Source organism: Algicella marina (assembly GCF_009931615.1).
Taxonomy (GTDB): Bacteria; Pseudomonadota; Alphaproteobacteria; order Rhodobacterales; family Rhodobacteraceae; genus Algicella; species Algicella marina.
Window position 1 is genome coordinate 1,276,466 of sequence record NZ_CP046620.1, and the last position, 16,893, is coordinate 1,293,358.

At 55.2% G+C, this 16,893-nt stretch carries 19 protein-coding genes and 1 tRNA gene; 8 read left to right on the forward strand and 12 right to left on the reverse strand.

Features of this window, described 5'->3' with window-relative positions; translation table 11 throughout:
* Positions 1-205: 205 nt before the first annotated feature.
* Positions 206-520 (reverse strand): DUF1476 domain-containing protein, encoded by a 315-nt coding sequence (locus GO499_RS06320; RefSeq protein ID WP_161861407.1) that lies wholly within the window; start codon positions 518-520, stop codon positions 206-208.
* A gap of 229 nt (positions 521-749) precedes the next feature.
* Here GO499_RS06320 and purC point away from each other — a divergent pair, with 229 nt between their 5' ends.
* From purC to GO499_RS06345, 5 genes are read left to right on the forward strand one after another with little or no spacing between them, the layout of a single operon-like run.
* A complete protein-coding gene (gene purC, locus GO499_RS06325) occupies positions 750-1,511 on the forward strand; it encodes a phosphoribosylaminoimidazolesuccinocarboxamide synthase (RefSeq protein ID WP_161861408.1) in 762 nt (253 codons plus the stop codon).
* Positions 1,512-1,526: 15 nt separating this feature from the next.
* Positions 1,527-1,769 (forward strand): phosphoribosylformylglycinamidine synthase subunit PurS, encoded by a 243-nt coding sequence (gene purS / locus GO499_RS06330; RefSeq protein WP_161861409.1) that lies wholly within the window; start codon positions 1,527-1,529, stop codon positions 1,767-1,769.
* Entirely contained in the window at positions 1,769-2,443 is a 675-nt protein-coding gene (gene purQ / locus GO499_RS06335) for a phosphoribosylformylglycinamidine synthase subunit PurQ (protein ID WP_161861410.1), read from the forward strand. The genes purS and purQ overlap by 1 nt, the downstream gene beginning before the upstream one ends.
* A 57-nt stretch (positions 2,444-2,500) precedes the next feature.
* The gene (locus GO499_RS06340) at positions 2,501-4,276 is read left to right on the forward strand and encodes a sensor histidine kinase (protein WP_161861411.1); all 1,776 of its coding nucleotides are present in this window, start codon (positions 2,501-2,503) and stop codon (positions 4,274-4,276) included.
* A gap of 5 nt (positions 4,277-4,281) precedes the next feature.
* A complete protein-coding gene (locus tag GO499_RS06345; protein ID WP_161861412.1) occupies positions 4,282-5,631 on the forward strand; it encodes a sigma-54-dependent transcriptional regulator in 1,350 nt (449 codons plus the stop codon).
* Here GO499_RS06345 and GO499_RS06350 read toward each other — a convergent pair.
* Complete coding sequence (locus tag GO499_RS06350) at positions 5,628-6,239, reverse strand: DUF1638 domain-containing protein (protein WP_161861413.1); 612 nt, start codon at positions 6,237-6,239, stop codon at positions 5,628-5,630. The genes GO499_RS06345 and GO499_RS06350 overlap by 4 nt on opposite strands.
* Positions 6,240-6,319: 80 nt before the next feature.
* On the opposite strand from GO499_RS06350, the gene GO499_RS06355 reads away from it, so the two are divergent.
* Positions 6,320-7,060, forward strand: coding sequence for an aspartyl/asparaginyl beta-hydroxylase domain-containing protein (locus tag GO499_RS06355; RefSeq protein ID WP_161861414.1), 741 nt, complete (start codon positions 6,320-6,322; stop codon positions 7,058-7,060).
* On the opposite strand, the gene GO499_RS06360 is transcribed toward GO499_RS06355, so the two are convergent.
* From GO499_RS06360 to GO499_RS06370, 3 genes are all read right to left on the reverse strand, one after another.
* Positions 7,061-7,762: a corrinoid protein gene (locus GO499_RS06360; RefSeq protein ID WP_161861415.1), complete on the reverse strand. Its 702-nt coding sequence runs from the start codon at positions 7,760-7,762 to the stop codon at positions 7,061-7,063.
* Positions 7,763-7,860: 98 nt separating this feature from the next.
* The gene (bmt, locus tag GO499_RS06365) at positions 7,861-8,868 is read right to left on the reverse strand and encodes a betaine--homocysteine S-methyltransferase (RefSeq protein WP_161861416.1); all 1,008 of its coding nucleotides are present in this window, start codon (positions 8,866-8,868) and stop codon (positions 7,861-7,863) included.
* Entirely contained in the window at positions 8,865-9,299 is a 435-nt protein-coding gene (locus GO499_RS06370; protein WP_161861417.1) for a SufE family protein, read from the reverse strand. Before GO499_RS06370 ends, bmt begins: the two co-directional genes overlap by 4 nt.
* 118 nt (positions 9,300-9,417) lie before the next feature.
* On the opposite strand from GO499_RS06370, the gene GO499_RS06375 reads away from it, so the two are divergent.
* Positions 9,418-9,900: a hypothetical protein gene (locus GO499_RS06375; protein ID WP_161861418.1), complete on the forward strand. Its 483-nt coding sequence runs from the start codon at positions 9,418-9,420 to the stop codon at positions 9,898-9,900.
* Positions 9,901-9,903: 3 nt separating this feature from the next.
* Here GO499_RS06375 and rnd read toward each other — a convergent pair whose 3' ends face one another.
* The 5 genes from rnd to GO499_RS06400 form a co-directional block, all read right to left on the reverse strand.
* Positions 9,904-11,064 carry a ribonuclease D gene (gene rnd / locus GO499_RS06380; RefSeq protein WP_161861419.1) on the reverse strand — a complete coding sequence of 387 codons (1,161 nt, stop codon included), beginning with the start codon at positions 11,062-11,064 and terminating at the stop codon, positions 9,904-9,906.
* 103 nt (positions 11,065-11,167) lie between these two features.
* The gene (locus tag GO499_RS06385; RefSeq protein WP_161861420.1) at positions 11,168-11,980 is read right to left on the reverse strand and encodes a sensor histidine kinase; all 813 of its coding nucleotides are present in this window, start codon (positions 11,978-11,980) and stop codon (positions 11,168-11,170) included.
* A complete protein-coding gene (locus GO499_RS06390) occupies positions 11,947-12,642 on the reverse strand; it encodes a response regulator (protein ID WP_161861421.1) in 696 nt (231 codons plus the stop codon). Before GO499_RS06390 ends, GO499_RS06385 begins: the two co-directional genes overlap by 34 nt.
* 174 nt (positions 12,643-12,816) lie before the next feature.
* A tRNA-Asn gene (locus GO499_RS06395) sits at positions 12,817-12,891 on the reverse strand.
* A 74-nt stretch (positions 12,892-12,965) separates the two neighbouring features.
* On the reverse strand, positions 12,966-13,835 hold the full coding sequence (locus GO499_RS06400; RefSeq protein WP_161861422.1) for an MBL fold metallo-hydrolase: 870 nt from the start codon (positions 13,833-13,835) through the stop codon (positions 12,966-12,968).
* 73 nt (positions 13,836-13,908) lie between these two features.
* On the opposite strand from GO499_RS06400, the gene GO499_RS06405 reads away from it, so the two are divergent.
* Positions 13,909-15,243, forward strand: a complete 1,335-nt coding sequence (locus GO499_RS06405) for an ATP-binding protein (RefSeq protein ID WP_161861423.1) — start codon at positions 13,909-13,911, stop codon at positions 15,241-15,243.
* Here GO499_RS06405 and GO499_RS06410 read toward each other — a convergent pair.
* Together GO499_RS06410 and GO499_RS06415 are read right to left on the reverse strand one after the other, a co-directional pair.
* A complete protein-coding gene (locus tag GO499_RS06410) occupies positions 15,227-16,258 on the reverse strand; it encodes a phosphotransferase family protein (RefSeq protein WP_161861424.1) in 1,032 nt (343 codons plus the stop codon). The genes GO499_RS06405 and GO499_RS06410 overlap by 17 nt on opposite strands.
* A complete protein-coding gene (locus GO499_RS06415; RefSeq protein WP_161861425.1) occupies positions 16,239-16,892 on the reverse strand; it encodes a histidine phosphatase family protein in 654 nt (217 codons plus the stop codon). The genes GO499_RS06410 and GO499_RS06415 overlap by 20 nt, the downstream gene beginning before the upstream one ends.
* Position 16,893: the final 1 nt, after the last annotated feature.

The window sequence follows — 16,893 nt, forward strand, 5'->3', positions numbered from 1 at the left end:
ACCCGGGGATCGGGTTAGGGGGCAATGCTTCTCAAATGGTAAATTCGAACTGCTAGCTTTTGGTGCTTTGGATTGATTTATGCATATTTCACACGTGAAAACAGTCTGTTCGAGACTATCTAATTTTAACTCTGGTTAACTCAACACCAACAAAAAACCCGCCGCAAGCGGCGGGCCTTGTGGTCATGATCAATCGGCGGTGAATTCAGGATTCAGATACGAGCTGTGCCTTGGCTTCAGCGAGTAGCGAAACCATCATGGTACGGATTTCCTTTTCCGATGCCTTGTCGCCAAGATCGCCGCTCAGCTTGCGATACACGTCCTCGTCGCCTGCTTCCTGAAAGTCCGATTTGATGACCTCTCGAGCATAGTCATCTGCATCCGCCCCTGTCTTGCCAAGCAGTTCGGCAGCCCAAAGTCCCAGAAGCTTGTTGCGGCGCGCCTCGGCTTTGAATTGCATCTCTGCATCATGTGCATACTTGCTTTCGAAAGCTCTTTCCCGATCGTCGAAGCCTGACATGTTATCTCCCGTTCGTTGGTTGTTCCAATCGGATATAATCACTTGGCAGTTGCCCGGCTAGGCCGGTTGTTGCGGCATTTCGGGAGTTGCGTCGAAATTTCCGCTTTTTCTACGCTCAGGTCGCCAATCCAGCTTTTGTAGCGAGAGGCGGAGGCGTACCATCCGCCCTTGCTCCCGTACCTGCCTTTCCTTATAGGACAAGGCCTGAACAGCGTGATCGGAGGATCGCATGGCACGTCGCCGCATGATTTACGAAGGTAAGGCAAAAATCCTTTATGAAGGACCGGAGCCAGATACGCTTATCCAATATTTCAAGGACGATGCGACCGCCTTCAACGCTCAGAAACATGCGGTCATTGAGGGTAAGGGCGTTCTGAACAACCGCCTGTCGGAACATTTCATGTCCGGTTTGAACGCGATCGGCGTGCCGACGCACTTCATCCGCCGTCTGAACATGCGTGAACAGTTGGTTCGGATGGTGGAGATCATTCCGCTGGAGGTGGTTGTACGCAACTTTGCTGCCGGCTCCATGGCCAAACGGCTTGGAATTGACGAGGGCACCGCCCTGCCCCGACCGATCATCGAATTCTACCTCAAAGATGACGCGCTCGGTGATCCGCTTGTGACCGAAGAGCATGTGATTGCATTTGGCTGGGCCAGTCAGCAGGATGTCGATGACATGGTGGCGCTGGCTTTACGGGTCAACGATTTCGTGTCGGGCGTAATGTATGGTGTCGGTATCCGGCTGGTGGATTTCAAGATCGAGATTGGCCGAGTTTTCGAGGGCGATTTCCAGCGACTGATCGTGGCCGACGAGATCAGCCCCGACAGTTGCCGTTTATGGGACATCGAGACGAACCAGAAACTGGACAAGGATGTTTTCCGCCACGACATCGGAAGCCTGACCGACGCCTATACCGAAGTGGCCACCCGTCTGGGTGTGATGCCGCGTAACGGTAACAAGGTTTCAGGACCGAAGCTGGTTCAATAAGAGGGAAGCGCGGAGATGAAGGCACGTGTAACGGTCACCTTGCGCCAGGGTGTTCTTGATCCGCAGGGTCAGGCAATCAAGCACGCGTTGGGAACACTGGGATTTGATGGTGTTAACGGAGTTCGGCAAGGAAAGCTGATAGAACTTGACCTTGATGATACATCGGAGTCCGAGGCCGAACAGAAGGTCACGGCGATGTGCGAACAGTTGCTCGCCAACACTGTCATTGAAAGCTACTCCATCGAGATGGTCGCCTGATGCGGTCGGCCGTCATCGTCTTTCCAGGGTCAAATTGCGATCGGGACATGGCGGTCGCCCTGAGCAATGCCGGCGGTCGCCCGGCGCAGATGGTCTGGCACAAGGAAACCAAATTGCCGGACAATCTTGATGTAGTGGCAATTCCCGGCGGATTTTCCTTTGGGGATTTTCTTCGCTGTGGTGCCATTGCGGCTCGTGCGCCGATTATGCAGGCCGTCGCCGATTTCGCGCTTCGCGGTGGTTACGTGCTGGGGGTCTGCAACGGCTTCCAAGTGATGATCGAAGCGAAGATTCTGCCGGGAGCGTTGATGCGTAACCGTTCCCTGAAGTTCATTTGCAAACCGGTGCCTCTGTTGGTCGAAACCACGCAGAGTTTCTTCACTCAAGGTTATTCACGTGGCCAGGAAATCATGCTGCCTGTGGCCCACCATGACGGTAACTACATTGCGCCCGACGACACGTTGGCTCTCCTTGCAAAAGAAGACAGGATAGCTTTCCGTTATGCGGAGAATCCCAACGGGTCGCTCAATGACATCGCTGGAATTCTCTCTGAAAATCGCCGGTGTCTTGGTATGATGCCGCATCCGGAACGGGCAGTGGAGCCGGTTCACGGACTGACAGGCGGGAAGAAGCTCTTTGAGGGCCTCCTTCATGGTATGGCAACGGCGGTTTGACGCCGATGCCAATCCCGAAGGCTTGAGCGTCTCCGGTCAAAAGCCTAGCGTGTCGCGATGCAGAATGACGGTCGCAAACAACGTCTGATCAAGAAGAAAGCCGCCGGGTCGCCCTGGCGAGTGCGTCTGCTTGTCATCGTTCTTTTCATTGCCGGCGCTGCGACCATCATCTTCAGCAATTCGTTCCTGACGCAACGCTTCACCGATACGTTGAGCAAACAGAGCCAGCTCACGGCAGCGCTGTATTCCGGGAACATGATCAGTATGCTGGAGCGGCAGGCGCTGTTGCCTCTCGTACTTGCCCGGGACCCGGTGTTCATATCGGCGCTCCGCTCACAGGATTACACGAATACATCACGGCGCCTTATTGAATTTACAGCGGAAATTTCCGCGTCTTCGATCGACCTACTTGATCTTGACGGTCGAGTGGTGGCATCGAGCGACAGGCGGCAGATCGGAAAATCCCTAGCTGACCAACCCTACTATGTGACATCGCTGCGAGAGGCTGGTACCGGCTTTACTGTCACGCAAAGTGCCGACAACGATCGACTGCTAAATTTTCAATATTCGCGACGAATCCAGGACCAGCAAGCGCCGCTCGGCATAATTGTCGTCCGGGTTGATCTGAGCCAGTTGGAGGAAAGCTGGAAGCGGCGCGGTGACACCGTCGTCGTGACGGATAGTGAAGACAATATCGTACTTGCGTCTTACCCGTTCTGGCGGAGCAACACGCTCAGCAGCGTGCTGGCAGCAGCGCCAACTGGCAACACCGTATTTACCGCCTTTCATACCCCCCGGAACTCTGCGGAAGAAAATCCTTACATCTTTCTGAATGACAACTTGCTACTTCGCAGCGAGATCAAGACAGGGTTTCGTGGCTGGCGTCTGACGTACTTTGCCCGAATCGACTCCGTTCGCTCGCGCGTGAATGGCATTCTCGCACTCGAGATTATGGCACTTGCCCTCCTGATGGCGGCTGGCCTCTATCTCGGGAATACTCGCCTCAAACGACAATCCCGAAAGATCGCCGCGGAATCGGAGCAGTTGCGCCGTTTGAATGCACGTTTGTCTGAGGAGATCGAAGAAAGGCAGCGTGTCGAGCGCAATCTCGAAGTGGCGGAGCAGAGCCTGGAACAGGCGTCGAAACTGGCGGCTCTTGGCCAGATGTCAGCTGCAGTCAGCCATGAACTTAACCAGCCACTCGCCGCAATGAAGACGTACCTTGCCGGTGCTCGGCTGCTTCTGAAACAGGACCGGGCCGATGAAACCATCTCCAGCTTTCACCGGATCGACGATTTGATCGAGCGCATGGGTGCGATTACCCGGCAATTGAAGTCCTTCGCTCGCAAAGGATCCGACGAGCCCATCGAGGTAGACTTGCGAGATGCCGTCGATGGAAGCCTTGCAATGATGTCACCGCAGTTGCGCGGCTCTCGGGTCGAGATTAAGAAAATACTCCCCCCGCATCCGGTGATGGTTAGTGCCGATCCGGTGCGGTTGGACCAAATCATCGTCAACCTGTTGCGGAATGCAATTGAGGCGGTGGATGGCGAGCCGGAACCCTGGATCGAAATCCTCGTAACAAAGGGGCATATGACCCGTTTGACAGTCCGGGACAACGGAACCGGTCTGGAGGACCCAGACGCGCTTTTTGAGCCGTTCTACACCACCAAACGCCCCGGTGAGGGGGTCGGCCTCGGCCTTGCGATTTCTGCCGGCATCGCCAGTGAACTCGGAGGCCGCCTGACCGCCCGCAACGCCGAACCCAAAGGGGCAATCTTCGAACTGCAGATGCCCAGTAGATCCAGTATAGCGACCAAAGCCGCGGAGTAGAGCTGATGTCCGAGAAAACACTTGTATCAATTGTTGATGATGAAGCCGATATGCGGAACTCGATCGCACAGTGGCTCAGCTTGTCGGGTTGCCAGACGGAAACGTATGGCTCGGCCGAAGATTTGCTGAAGGTGGTCAGGGCCGACTATCCCGGTGTGATCATCAGCGATATCCGGATGCCTGGCATGGATGGGATGGCCCTTTTGCGCAGGCTCCAGAGCCTCGATCCCGCGCTTCCCGTAATAATGATTACCGGCCACGGCGATGTGGCCCTGGCTGTGGAGGCGATGCGGATCGGTGCCTACGACTTCATCGAAAAGCCGTTTGATCCGGAAAGACTTTCCGATTTGGTAAAGCGCGCGGCATCTACGCGCAGGCTAGCAATCGACAACCGGAACCTGCGGCGTGAAATGAGCGACGGAACGATGCTGCTGCGCAAACTCGCCGGCAGTTCACAGGTCATCGAGCGGCTGCGAGAAAACATTCTCGATATTGCGCAAGCGGACGGTCACGTTCTCATTTCTGGCGAAACAGGTACCGGCAAGAGTCTGATTGCACATGCTCTGCACGCCTGCGGTCCGCGAAAAGGCAAGGCTTTCATCTATGTCAACTGCTCTGCCCATAACGAGGAGGATCTTGAGAAGCTCCTGTTCGGACCGTCCGACCGGGTGGGTGAACTTCCGGCAATCGAGCGTAGCAACGAAGGCACGTTGTGTCTTGAAAACTTCGAGGTGATCAATCCGGCGCTGCAGGCACGCCTGGCCTCCGAACTCGAACGGGCCAACGGTGCCGATACCACGGTGGCCCCCCGCAACCTGCGTCTCATTTCTGTCTCGACACAGGTGAACTCAACTGCAGATGTCCCAGAGGGCATGCGTGAGGATCTGTTCTTCCGGTTGACAGCCTTGCAAATTACCACGCCGCCCTTGCGCGAGCGCGGGGAGGACATCCTGATGCTGTTCAACCGCTTTTGCTCACGTTTTGCCGAGGATTATGGTTGCGAGGCACCGGAACTCTCGGCGGAAGAGGCTGCCCAACTGATTCACTCTCGTTGGCCCGGCAACATTCGACAGTTGATGAATGTGGCCGAGCGGGCTGTCCTGCAGAAGCGCCGAGGTGAGGAAGGTATCAGCAACCTGCTTCAGGATGATGACGCCCCTGCGATCCTGCCGGAAATTACAGTTGAGAAGCCCCTAAGGGAACATGTCGAAGCGTTTGAAAAAATGCTGATCGATAACGCTCTGCGGCGCAACCGCGGGGCGGTCTCGTCGGTGATGTCGGAACTCGCACTCCCGCGACGTACGTTGAACGAGAAAATGGCCAAGTATGGTTTGGTGCGTGCCGAATACCTTTAGGCAATGGCAGCAAGGGCACGCGCAAGATCGCCGTAACCGGTGAAGCGCCGCTCGTAGGCAAGTCCAAGCCGCCGCGCTGCGACCTCTGCCTTGGCATCTAGTTCGGGGTCGTCGGTCTGCGCGAGGTAGATAAGGGTCGTGTAGTTACCAAAAAGCATGTCCCGAAGTTCCGGATGCCTGTCGAGACCCATTGGTCGCCATACAAAGGCATCGAACTGCCTTACAAGGAAATCCGTGAGGAAGAACGCCGTAAACTCGCTTTCTTGGGCGTTAGCGAAAGCCTCGTTTCCGTCGAAAAAACTGTAACAATGCGGACCGGCAATCATTTCCACGCCGAGTTTCCGACATCTGGCTTCCAGCAATCCACCGGTGCCGCAATCGGCGTAGACCACCAAAATTGTCGCGAACTCAGCCCGCTTCGAATTTACAGCGGCTTCGACCGCATCCGGTATCTTTTCCGGGGTCAGATGCAACTGCGCAGGCAGACAGTGCAGGACCATATGCTGCCAGCCATTCGCGCGGATCAGCGCCTGAATTTCCCGGGCCAACGCACCGCATGCAAGCAGAAGAACTTTGTCCTCAGAGGCTTTTTCGACATGAACACTCATTTGCTGCAAGCACTCCAAGTTGGCTTTAACAAAGGCAAAAACTCGGCTAGAGCTTTGGCCAAAAGGGATGTGAGGTGAGCATGGACATTCAACAGAAAGTCCGCAAGGCCATCAAGTGGGGGCCATGGGGCTACCGTTTCTGGCGGGAAGCTATTCGTATGCCCTATGAAGCGGCCTTCAAGACGCCAGCGGTCGTTGACGTGGCGGAGCATTTCCCCGCAGCAAAGGTTCTCACTGATCGATACCCCGAATTTCGGCGTGAAGCGCTGGCCATAACTACCGGCCGCGAATTGCCGGCCAACCATGAGATTATGCCGCATCAAAAGACCTTTTTTGAACATGACCACATCCCTTGGAAAATGGTCACTTTGCGGGCTTACGGCTACGACTATCCTGAAAACCAGAAACAAATGCCGCTGATGGAAGATTTCCTGAAGCAGCACCCCGATGTGGTTTCAGCGACGATCAGCGTTTTCCCACCGGGCAAACACCTCCGCCCTCACCGCGGGCCGTTCAAAGGGGTGTGGCGTTATCATCTGGCATATCTCGTGGAAGAACTGGAAAACGGCGTTACTGCCGCGGAACTGGTGATCGACGGCGAAACCTATCACCTGAAGGAGGGCGATGACCTGCTTTGGGACGACACCTTTATGCATGAAGCGATCAACCGTTCCGAAAACCCGCGAATTGTTTTGTTGCTGGATGTCTTTCGTGGCGATCATCCATGGTGGCTCGGCTGGTTGTCCCGTTACATCCTCTTTCTCGCCAGCATGGGCCAGCGTTTCAAGGGAATGCGGAAGCGGGCGACTGTCGGAGGCTAATCAGCCTGCGGCGGCCTGGTTGTGTTTGCGTGCGACCAGTTCCTTCGCAGTTTCCACAGCAACCGCTGCATCACGGCAATAGGCATCCGCTCCGATTGCTTTGCCGAACTCCTCGTTCAATGGCGCTCCTCCGACTAGAACGATGTAATCATCGCGCATGCCTTTCTCGATCATAGTGTCTATGACGACCTTCATGTAAGGCATCGTGGTGGTCAGCAATGCCGACATGCCGAGGATGTCGGGCTTTTCTTCCTCAATGGCATCCAGGTAGCTCTCGACCGGATTGTTTATGCCAAGGTCCCGGACCTCGAAACCTGCACCTTCCATCATCATCGAAACGAGATTTTTGCCGATATCGTGGATATCACCCTTTACAGTACCGATCACCATCTTGCCGAGACGCGGCGCGCCGGTCTCCACCAACAAAGGTTTCAGAATGGCCATTCCGCCCTTCATGGCATTCGCGGCCAGTAGGACTTCAGGAACGAACAGGATACCATCACGGAAATCGATGCCCACGATCCGCATGCCTTCGACAAGTGCCTTAGTAAGAATGTCGTAAGGCGTCCATTCACGCTTCAGCAGGATATTGACGGCTTCCTCGATTTCTTCGCGTAGGCCGTCATAAAGATCGTCGTGCATCTGGAGGACAAGCTCATCATCCGGAAGGTCGTCGAGGATCAGATCGTCATCATTGGCCATTTCTGATAATCCCGCATTAGATAAGAGTTTCGGTCAAAGTGAATCCTAGCCACCAAACCGTCTGATATGCCAGCGACCTGCAACGCGACGTTACCGACCTAGCCTCTGCGCCGACGGCGTTGCCGTACTGGAACCGGAGCGTCGCCGGAGCCGTCGTCTCCGGATGAAAACGGCCCAAGTTTTGCCTCTATGGTTGCCAGTTCCGGTACAACACCCGGCACATGTGAAAGCAGCCGACGTTTCATTTCAGCAAGGTGCACACCACGGGTGCCACAGCAACCGCCAATAATACTGACGCCGCAATCTCGCGCGAGCGTCGCATAATCCCCCATCAGTTCCGGGGTGCCGTCGTAATGCACATGTCCATCGACAAACTTTGGAATGCCGGCGTTGCCCTTCGCGATGATGGGAATCTCTGCCCCGGCCTTCGTAAAGCCAAGAACAGTGCGCAACAGGTCCGATGCCCCGGTTCCACAGTTGGCACCAAAGGCCAGCGGTCGGTTGGGCATTGCCTCTACCAGCGCCACCATGTCGGCCGCGGTGACGCCCATCATCGTGCGACCAGCAGTGTCAAAGCTCATCGTACCGCACCACGGCGCATTGTGACGGGCTGCCGCGGCTGCAGCGGCGCGGTATTCTTCGGCGGATGAAATTGTCTCCAGCCAGATCACGTCGACGCCGCCGGAAAGCAATCCTTCAATCTGATCGGCAAAGAGTTCTGTTGCCTCCTCTTCGGTCAGAGTTCCGACAGGAAACAAGAGTTCACCCGTCGGTCCAACAGAGCCGGCAACGATCACGGGCCTGTCAGCGGCATCTGCCGCTTGACGCGCAATCTTCGCTGCCTTCTCATTCAGTTCCTTCACCCGATCCTGCGCATCGTGCAACTTCAGGCGCGCACTCGTACCCCCGAAACTGTTGGTAAGGACGATGTCCGAGCCGGCAGCAATTGCTGCCTCGTTCACGGCCCGAACTTTTTCCGGTGCGGTCACGTTCCACAGTTCCGGCGCTTCCCCCGCTTCCAGTCCCATATCAAAAAGGTTGGTGCCCGTAGCACCATCCGCCATCAACCAATCCCTGGCTTCCAGTAGTTCGGCGAAAATATTCATGCCGTCTGTCCTTCCACTGCCGTGGCAATACTGCGGATCCGCTTGATCATCGCGTGTAGGCCATTGGACCTTTGCGCCGAGAGATGGCCAGTCAGGCCCAAGCGTTCAAACGCTTCCAACGGTCTTTCCGCGAGGATCGCCTTGGCGCTTTTGTCGTCGAAGATCGTCAAGAGAATTGCAATGAGTCCCTTTACGATCATTGCATCACTGTCACCTGAAAATCGAAGGATTGCGTCACGGCCCTGCCCCTCAATCTCTGGCACGATCCAGACCTGACTGGCACATCCGTTCACCTTCGTGCCCTCCACCTTCCGATCTTCCGGCATGGGAGGCAAGGATTTGCCCAGCTCGATGACATAACGGTATCGGTCCTCCCACTCATCGAGGAATTCGAAATCGGAAGCTATGTCCTCAAAACTTGTGTCGGCCATTTTCTCCATGCCTTTCAGCGTCTGCTTGACATATGCGCTTCTCTCAGGAAGGTCCAGATGGGGTTTTGTTTGTCGACTGTCTTCTTTATCAAAGTCTTACAGGTTGTCAGGGAGTTGAATGATGCGTGCGGTCATTACTGGTAGTATCTTGCTGGCGCTTGCCGCATGTGGCAACGGATCGGGTTCAAATCCCTTGGGCTCCTTAGGCTCCAACCCGTTCAGTCGTGGCGGAAATCCTGATCCCGTCGTGGTGTCTGCGGAAGGTCGCACGATCGTGCCGGAAGGCTCTATACTGGTACCCGCGCCCGTTGAAGTACGACCGGAAGCGGCTTTGCGTGGCATGATACTGCGGGCAACCGCTACGGCGCCTACCCAAGGCTATTATGGCGCAGTTCTGATACCGGAACGGCGCGGCGCGCCCGATGAAGACGGGATCGTTACATACCAGTTTCGGGTGTTTCCGCCTGTTGAAGACAGTCCGACAGGGCCGGTGCGAACGCGTCAACTTACAGCGGCAGCCTTTGTGCCGGACAAGGCAATCGCCGGAGTTAGCGGTTTTCGGATAGTCAGTCAGACAGGCGGTGTCAGCATCGGGCGCTGACGCTCACAGTTCGACGATGGTCACGCTCGCACCGTTGGATGAAAGGGCAATTTCGCCTTGGCACAGGCGCAGTGCATCAGCACCGAAAACCGTCCTGCGCCACCCCTTGAATGCGGGGACATTTGCATCGACAGATGCCGCTATTTCTTCAAGATCCGCGGCTGAGGCGATCAGCTTTTGCGCAACGCCGGTTTCTTCCGCCCGCGCTTTCAGCAACACACGCAGCAAATCGGCCAGCCCCTCGCCTCCCGGCTTTCGCTTTCGAGGTTCGGGTGCCTTGGGCAGCTCTTCTGCAGGCATTTCAGCGGCCTGTCTGATAGCGGAGAGGATGGCGTCCGCAGTGTCCCCTTTTCGACTGTCGCGGTTGAGAAGGCGGCTTTTACCAAGATCGTCGAGGCTTTTCGGTCGGGTTGCCGCTAGTTCGACGATCACATCATCCTTGAAAATTCGCCCGCGTGGTACATTGCGCCGAATAGCCTCTCGTTCTCGGTACTCAGCCAATTTTTGCACTGCACCAAGAAATCGCGGTGCGTTTGAACGCGTCTTGATACGCCGCCAAGCCTCACTGGGTTCGGTGACATAGGTCTCTGGCGACATGAGGACGTCAACTTCCTCCGACACCCAGGCATGCCGCTCTGTTTCTGCCAGCTTTGCAGAAAGAAAACGATAGATGTCGCGGAGATGCGTGACATCCGCGACAGCATACTCCATCTGCTTCGTGGAAAGCGGCCGCCTGCTCCAGTCGGTGAAACGAGAGGACTTGTCCAAGCCTGTTTTGCAAATAGTGCGTACGAGCGTTTCATAGCCTACCTGCTCGCCAAAACCGCAGACCATCGCTGCAATCTGCGTGTCGAACAATGGTGCCGGGATGACGCCGCCATCAACGTAAAAAATTTCGAGATCCTGCCTTGCGGCATGGAAGACTTTCACCACCCTGGGGTCGGTAAAAAGATCATAGAGTGGCTGCAGATCCAGTCCATCGGCAAGAACATCGACAAGCGCTGAATCATCGGCACCATCTCCATCGAATGCCAGTTGAACAAGGCACAACTGCGCAAAATAGGTGCGCTCTCGCAAGAACTCAGTATCGACAGTGACGAACGGTTTTTCTTTGGCACGATCACAAAATTCGGCCAACTCAGTTGTTTTAGCTATCGTTTTCATAGTTTGAGATGTGCACCGTGGATTTACTCGTGAACGGCCGGGGAAACTCTATTTCCGGTCTGGGAATCACACCTAAGCAATACGTTTAGGAAAGGTAAAGGTACTATACCCCCGATGTTGGTGGCGACTGTCCATTTCTGGGTAGAAAGACGGTAATCATTGTGCCTCTGCCCGCCATTGCGCGGCCGGCCAAGACTTTCCCGCCTAGTTTCTCCACAGCCCGCAGCACGAAATTGAGGCCAAGACCGGACCCTTCAACCTCATCACGTGGTTGAAGGGTTTGAAAAGGAGTAAATGCTGACGAAAGCAGGTCATCAGGTATGCCGGGGCCGTTGTCAGACACGGCTATCGATACGTCGCTCTTCAAGAAAGTGATGCAAATCCTGATGAATCCGTCAAATCTGTCATGATGCTTGACGGCGTTCGAGATGAGTTCGAAAAACACCTCATCGAACAGGATGGCATCGGTTTGGAGGACTTCACAGTTCCCGATGATCTCGAAGTGCCATGGTCCCTCCGGAAGGATCAGATCAGCCAATTCACCTAACCTCCTGGCTGGCTGCACTTCGGAAAAAAAATGCTTGTGAAATTCCAACCTCTGATAACGGACCCAACCTTCGATCAGGCTCTCCAACCTTCGACTTTGGCATCGTATCGAAACGAGATGTTCGAGAACCGTGCCGGGCAATTCGGTGCCGCACTCGCTACTATCATCTTCAATCCAGTCGGGAAGATGCTTCAATGCCCTTACCGGGGCCATCAAATCATGATGGGCGCGCGAGATCTCTTGAAGTTTACACTCGGAATCTGAAGGTTGCGTGATTTCCAGGCCGGTAGCCTGCCTACCCTCCCAATCTTCCAAATTTCTGACCGCATGTTCGCTCACGCGCCACTTCTCTTCAGAAACAGCGCGCATGTATCGTTCATCGCTGCCAGCGTTTCCTCCAGGAGATCGATCTGCGCCAGTGTCGCCAAGCTGTTGCCGGACTGCACATCAACCCTCAGGCCCCTGATCTGCCGCATGAGTTTCTTCTGATGGGGATGAAGGTTGGATATCAGGTCGGAGCAACTTGCTGCAGGTGGAGTTTTCGGCCCGTAGGCTCTCCTTACGGCGCTGACAGAAATGCGATAGCCGTTTGCAAAATCAGAGAACGACCGGGATACAGTTCGCTTTAAGGTATCTTCGGAGAGATCCCATTTGCTCATATAGCCCATGCAACCGGCGTCGAATGCATCGGCAACCGTTTTCTCGCAACCATGGCCGGTCATAAGGATAAGCGGTACGCCAATGCCGAGTTTGCCGCTGAGAATTTCTCTAGCAAACTCAAGGCCCGTACCATCCGGCAGGTTTTGGTCTGCAATGACGAGATCAATTGGTTCAGTCTGAATCAATGCACGGGCGGATTGCAGATTGCTAAGCTCAAGGAACTTGAGTCCCAGTCCAGCAGAACGTGCCAGCCGCTTTATGATCTGCCTGTCATAGCGGGAATCATCAATGAGCAGACAGGTTTGCAATGGCAGAGGTTCCGCATTGTTAGCGTCGGAGTCCGCATACACCATCGATTCTTGACCAAGCACTTCACACCTCGACAATGACTTGGTGAGAATTTGCTCGGCAATTCTTAAGGTTACGTTATCGTACGCTCGCCCTCATTTTGGTTTTTGCCAAAACTAAGCGGAAGAACAGACTCATGATATTTGCAGACAGGGAGGCTAAGCGCATCCCGCATTTCCGAGGTGCATTTAGTGATGTGGCTCCGGCGGTAGGATTCGAACCTACGACCTGCGGATTAACAGTCCGATGCTCTACCGCTGAGCTACGCCGGAATGGAGCCTGTGGCACTGGCGGATGCTATATCAATGGCGGATTCCGACGTCCAGCAGAAAGCGCAGAATTTTCTTCAGATTTCAGGCAGAAATAAAAGCTCGTCAATTTTCTGGCCACCCGCAAAGCGAACCTTGCCGCAGTCTACCAGATTAAGCAGATGAGCCAGAACATTTCTGGCGGCCGCACCGTGAAGATGTGCTGGAACGTCGGCATAGACCGTCTTGGTCAATGCCTTCAACGGCTGAGGAGAAAGCACCAACGCGCGCAGAATAGCCGCTTCGCGCGTACGCCGATGTGACGCCAGTTCGTCGATCCGGGCGTGACCATTCGAAATCGCGTTGCCATGACCGGGCAGGAAATACTCTTCAGAGAACTTCGAGAGCTTTTCAAGCGAACGCATATAGTCGCCCATATCACCGTCCGGCGGCGATATGATCGAGGTTGACCACGCCATGACGTGGTCTCCGGTAAAGGCTATGCCCGCTTCCGGCCAGCGAAGGCAGATATGATCATGCAGATGGCCTGGCGTATGAACCACTTGCAGTTGTCGTCCTTCCACGTTCAAAACCTGACAATCGGTCAGTGATCCATCGGGCCTGAATTGCCCATCCACACCTTCGCCACCGCCGACGGTGCGAATATCAAATCCTTCAAAACCACGCACTGGCTGTCGTTCGCCTGTCCAAGCATGAACCGGCGCGCCGGTCTTGTCCGACAGGCGTCTGGCCAGACTGGTGTGATCAACATGTGAATGCGTGACAATGATCTTTTCGACGGTGCCATCTGATGGCAAAATATTCAGTATTCGTCGAAGATGGGTCTCGTTGTTGGGGCCGGGATCGATGATGATCACATCCTTGCTACCGACAATGTAGGTATTGGTGCCGTCACCAGTCATCGGTCCCGGATTTGGCGCCGTGATGCAGGCGAGGTCGGGGCGCACCCATCTTACTGGTTCCTTTTGCGTCAATTCCTGACTTGCCTCCTACCTTCTGCCTGCGTAACGCTTTGGCATCATGGCGATCATTGACCCTAAACGCTACATGCCGCGCTCTCTTTTCAGCCGTGCGGCACTGATCGTCATCCTTCCGCTGATTATTCTCCAGGTTCTGGTTTCCATTGTTTTTGTGCAGCGGCATTTCGAAGGCGTGACTCGCCAGATGTCACGCTCGATTGCCCGGGAAATGGCGGTGGCCCAACAGGTAATAAATACGTCGCCGACGGCCGAGATTGCTCAACTTCGCCTGATCAATCTCGCACGACCGCTGGCGATGCCGATGGATTTGGCAGAGACCGTTTCAGATGTCGGGCAAAGTCGGCGAAGGTGGTTCGACCTTTCTGGACGCGCCCTGGTAGAGGAATTGCGCTCACTGCTCGGGGGAGAAGTTTCCGTCGACCTGGTGGACGACCCACGAATGGTTTCCGTGCGTCTGGCAACGGAGAAAGGTGTTCTAAGCGCCCTGATTCCGCGAGTGCGGGTTACCGCTACCAACCCACACCAATTGCTGGTGGTGATGGCCTTGGCATCCGTCATCCTGATCGTTATCGCAACGCTTTTTCTGCGCAACCAGATCCGCCCTATTCTGGACCTTGCCAATGTTTCCGAAGCTTTTGGCAAGGGTCGTTCCCTGCCCTACCGACCATCGGGCGCAGAGGAGATTCGACGCGCGGGGTCAACATTCCTTTCGATGCGCAGTCGTCTGGAACGACAGATTGAGCAGCGCACCCAGATGCTGACAGGCGTAAGCCACGATCTGCGCACGCCGCTGACACGCATGAAACTTTCCTTAGAACTCATGGAAGACGAACCCGAGGCCAAGGCAATGATGCGGGACGTGAATGACATGGAAGCCATGCTCGATGCGTTCCTGGATTTCGCCAAGGGCGATCATGGCGAGGAGCCCATTTTTGCAGACACGGTTGCACTTGCCCGTGACGTTGCGGACAGGTCACGACGCGGCGGTGCGGAAATCGATCTGAGACTGCCAGATCACCGGCCTGCCGACGCATCGGTCATGCTTCGTTACAACGCAACTTGCCGCGCCCTTCAGAACTTGGTTGGCAACTCACTGAATTATGGAAGCGAGGTAAGATTGTCTCTGCGATTGCTACCGAAGACCTGCGAATTCATCGTCGAGGACGACGGCCCCGGAATTCCCGAAGACAAACGAGACGAAGTGAAAAAGCCGTTCTTGCGGCTGGACAACTCCCGAAATCTCAACAAGGGCGGCGGCGTCGGGCTCGGTCTTTCTATCGCGCAAGACGTAGCGCACGCACACGGTGGCACCCTGGAACTGGGCGACAGCAGTGATTTGGGCGGGCTGAAAGCGACACTCAGACTGCCGCGTTGAGCCTTTCTAGCGCTGTACGGGCAAAAAGTGGCACGTACGTGCCCAAACGCAGGGCTTTTTCGCGATTTGAGGCGTTGCCATCCAATGCCCGTTTTTTCACGCCCTGAAGAATTGCGGCCATTCGAAAGAAGCTGAAAGCCACAGGAAAATCGAGGTCGGGGGTGTCGCTTAGTCCGGCATTGCGGGCGTAAAGTTCGACATACTCATCATCAGTGTGGATGCCCAGTTGTGCTCGGTCCACACCAGCCAAACCACGACCATCTTCACCGGTCGGCATCGCCCACTGCATCAATTGCGATGCAAGGTCAGCCAATGGGTGCCCAAGCGTCGACAGTTCCCAGTCGACTACGGCGTTCACCGTGCCCTTTCGTGCATCGATCAGCAGATTGTCCAGCCGCCAATCACCGTGGACGAGCGTTTCACGCTCGGTTTCCGGTGGCGTCGCTGCCGCTAACCAAGCGCGAAGTTCCTCCATCTCGGCGATTACTTCAGTTTCTGTGGCCCGATATTGCTGTGTCCAGCGTGAGAATTGCCGCGCAAAATAGTTGCCTGCACGTCCGAAATCTCCGAGTCCGACGGCATCCACATCGATCGAGTGCAATGACGCAAGCATGGCATTCATGTTGGCATAGATCGTACGAGTGAGTTCGGGGCTCTGTTCCGTGCACCGCGGATCGTTCAATGTCAGCCCATCAACCCACTCCATGATCAGAAAGGATGTGCCGATGATCGTCTCGTCCTCACAGAAATGAATCATTTGCGGAACGTTTACTGATGTGTCCGCAAGTGCGTGCATAACTCGATATTCGCGCTCGATCGCATGGGCTGCTGGCAGAAGGGGACCATCAGGCTTTTTTCGGAGCACATATTTCCCGGCGGAGCTTTGAAGAATGAAGGTTGGGTTGCTCTGGCCCGAGTTTGTCTTTGACAATGAAATTGGTTTTCCAATTTCGGAGACGTGGCGCGAAAGATAGCGATCAAGACGCGCTACCTGATCAGATGAAAGTCCGTGCATGAGTCCGCTCTCTGGCTGCCAAGTGCGGGCAGGCATTGAATTCTGCAAGTCTCAGTGAGGAGCATTCATATCTGAGACGGTGGATGCTGGAATTGTGAATGTTGAGAATTAGTTCCGCACATTTGCGCACCGTCAGCCCCAGAAGCTCTCTCAACGCCACTCCAATCACGCCGCCGGAAGTGACGATCAGTGTGGTCTGATCCGGCACCAATGCCGCCCTCATTGCATTCTCGACCCGTTCGGCAAAAACATTGAATGTTTCGTGCTCGAAATCCACTTGCCGCTCTGCCCAGTGTTCAAAAATCAATGGGAAATGATGGAGAAACTCCTCGCGGTTCCGCGGGGCCGCATGACCCTCCGCAACAAGGTAGGCGTCTTGTATCAGATCATAGTTCAACTCATTGAACCTCGCATCCACTCTGGGTTCCGGTAGGGGACAGCGAGAGGCGATGCCCTCAAAAGTCTCCCGATGTCGGAGGAGATCGCCACGGAAAACGGTATCGAAACGCATATCATGGTCAGCAAAATAGCTGCCCAGCCATTCTGACTGTTCGTGCCCCAGCGGTGACAGCTTGTCATAATCCGCTGCACCGAAGGATGCTTGGCCGTGCCGAACGAGGATGATCTCTCCCATA

What these genes read in the sequence shown, in the direction of transcription:
- GO499_RS06320 (WP_161861407.1), bottom strand. Translation starts at nt 520, where the DNA reads ATGTCAGGCTTCGACGATCGGGAAAGAGCTTTCGAAAGCAAGTATGCA.
- purC (WP_161861408.1), top strand. Translation starts at nt 750, where the DNA reads ATGGCACGTCGCCGCATGATTTACGAAGGTAAGGCAAAAATCCTTTAT.
- purS (WP_161861409.1), top strand. Translation starts at nt 1,527, where the DNA reads ATGAAGGCACGTGTAACGGTCACCTTGCGCCAGGGTGTTCTTGATCCG.
- purQ (WP_161861410.1), top strand. Translation starts at nt 1,769, where the DNA reads ATGCGGTCGGCCGTCATCGTCTTTCCAGGGTCAAATTGCGATCGGGAC.
- GO499_RS06340 (WP_161861411.1), top strand. Translation starts at nt 2,501, where the DNA reads ATGCAGAATGACGGTCGCAAACAACGTCTGATCAAGAAGAAAGCCGCC.
- GO499_RS06345 (WP_161861412.1), top strand. Translation starts at nt 4,282, where the DNA reads ATGTCCGAGAAAACACTTGTATCAATTGTTGATGATGAAGCCGATATG.
- GO499_RS06350 (WP_161861413.1), bottom strand. Translation starts at nt 6,239, where the DNA reads ATGAGTGTTCATGTCGAAAAAGCCTCTGAGGACAAAGTTCTTCTGCTT.
- GO499_RS06355 (WP_161861414.1), top strand. Translation starts at nt 6,320, where the DNA reads ATGGACATTCAACAGAAAGTCCGCAAGGCCATCAAGTGGGGGCCATGG.
- GO499_RS06360 (WP_161861415.1), bottom strand. Translation starts at nt 7,762, where the DNA reads ATGGCCAATGATGACGATCTGATCCTCGACGACCTTCCGGATGATGAG.
- bmt (WP_161861416.1), bottom strand. Translation starts at nt 8,868, where the DNA reads ATGAATATTTTCGCCGAACTACTGGAAGCCAGGGATTGGTTGATGGCG.
- GO499_RS06370 (WP_161861417.1), bottom strand. Translation starts at nt 9,299, where the DNA reads ATGGCCGACACAAGTTTTGAGGACATAGCTTCCGATTTCGAATTCCTC.
- GO499_RS06375 (WP_161861418.1), top strand. Translation starts at nt 9,418, where the DNA reads ATGATGCGTGCGGTCATTACTGGTAGTATCTTGCTGGCGCTTGCCGCA.
- rnd (WP_161861419.1), bottom strand. Translation starts at nt 11,064, where the DNA reads ATGAAAACGATAGCTAAAACAACTGAGTTGGCCGAATTTTGTGATCGT.
- GO499_RS06385 (WP_161861420.1), bottom strand. Translation starts at nt 11,980, where the DNA reads ATGCGCGCTGTTTCTGAAGAGAAGTGGCGCGTGAGCGAACATGCGGTC.
- GO499_RS06405 (WP_161861423.1), top strand. Translation starts at nt 13,909, where the DNA reads ATGGCGATCATTGACCCTAAACGCTACATGCCGCGCTCTCTTTTCAGC.
- GO499_RS06410 (WP_161861424.1), bottom strand. Translation starts at nt 16,258, where the DNA reads ATGCACGGACTTTCATCTGATCAGGTAGCGCGTCTTGATCGCTATCTT.
- GO499_RS06415 (WP_161861425.1), bottom strand. Translation starts at nt 16,892, where the DNA reads ATGGGAGAGATCATCCTCGTTCGGCACGGCCAAGCATCCTTCGGTGCA.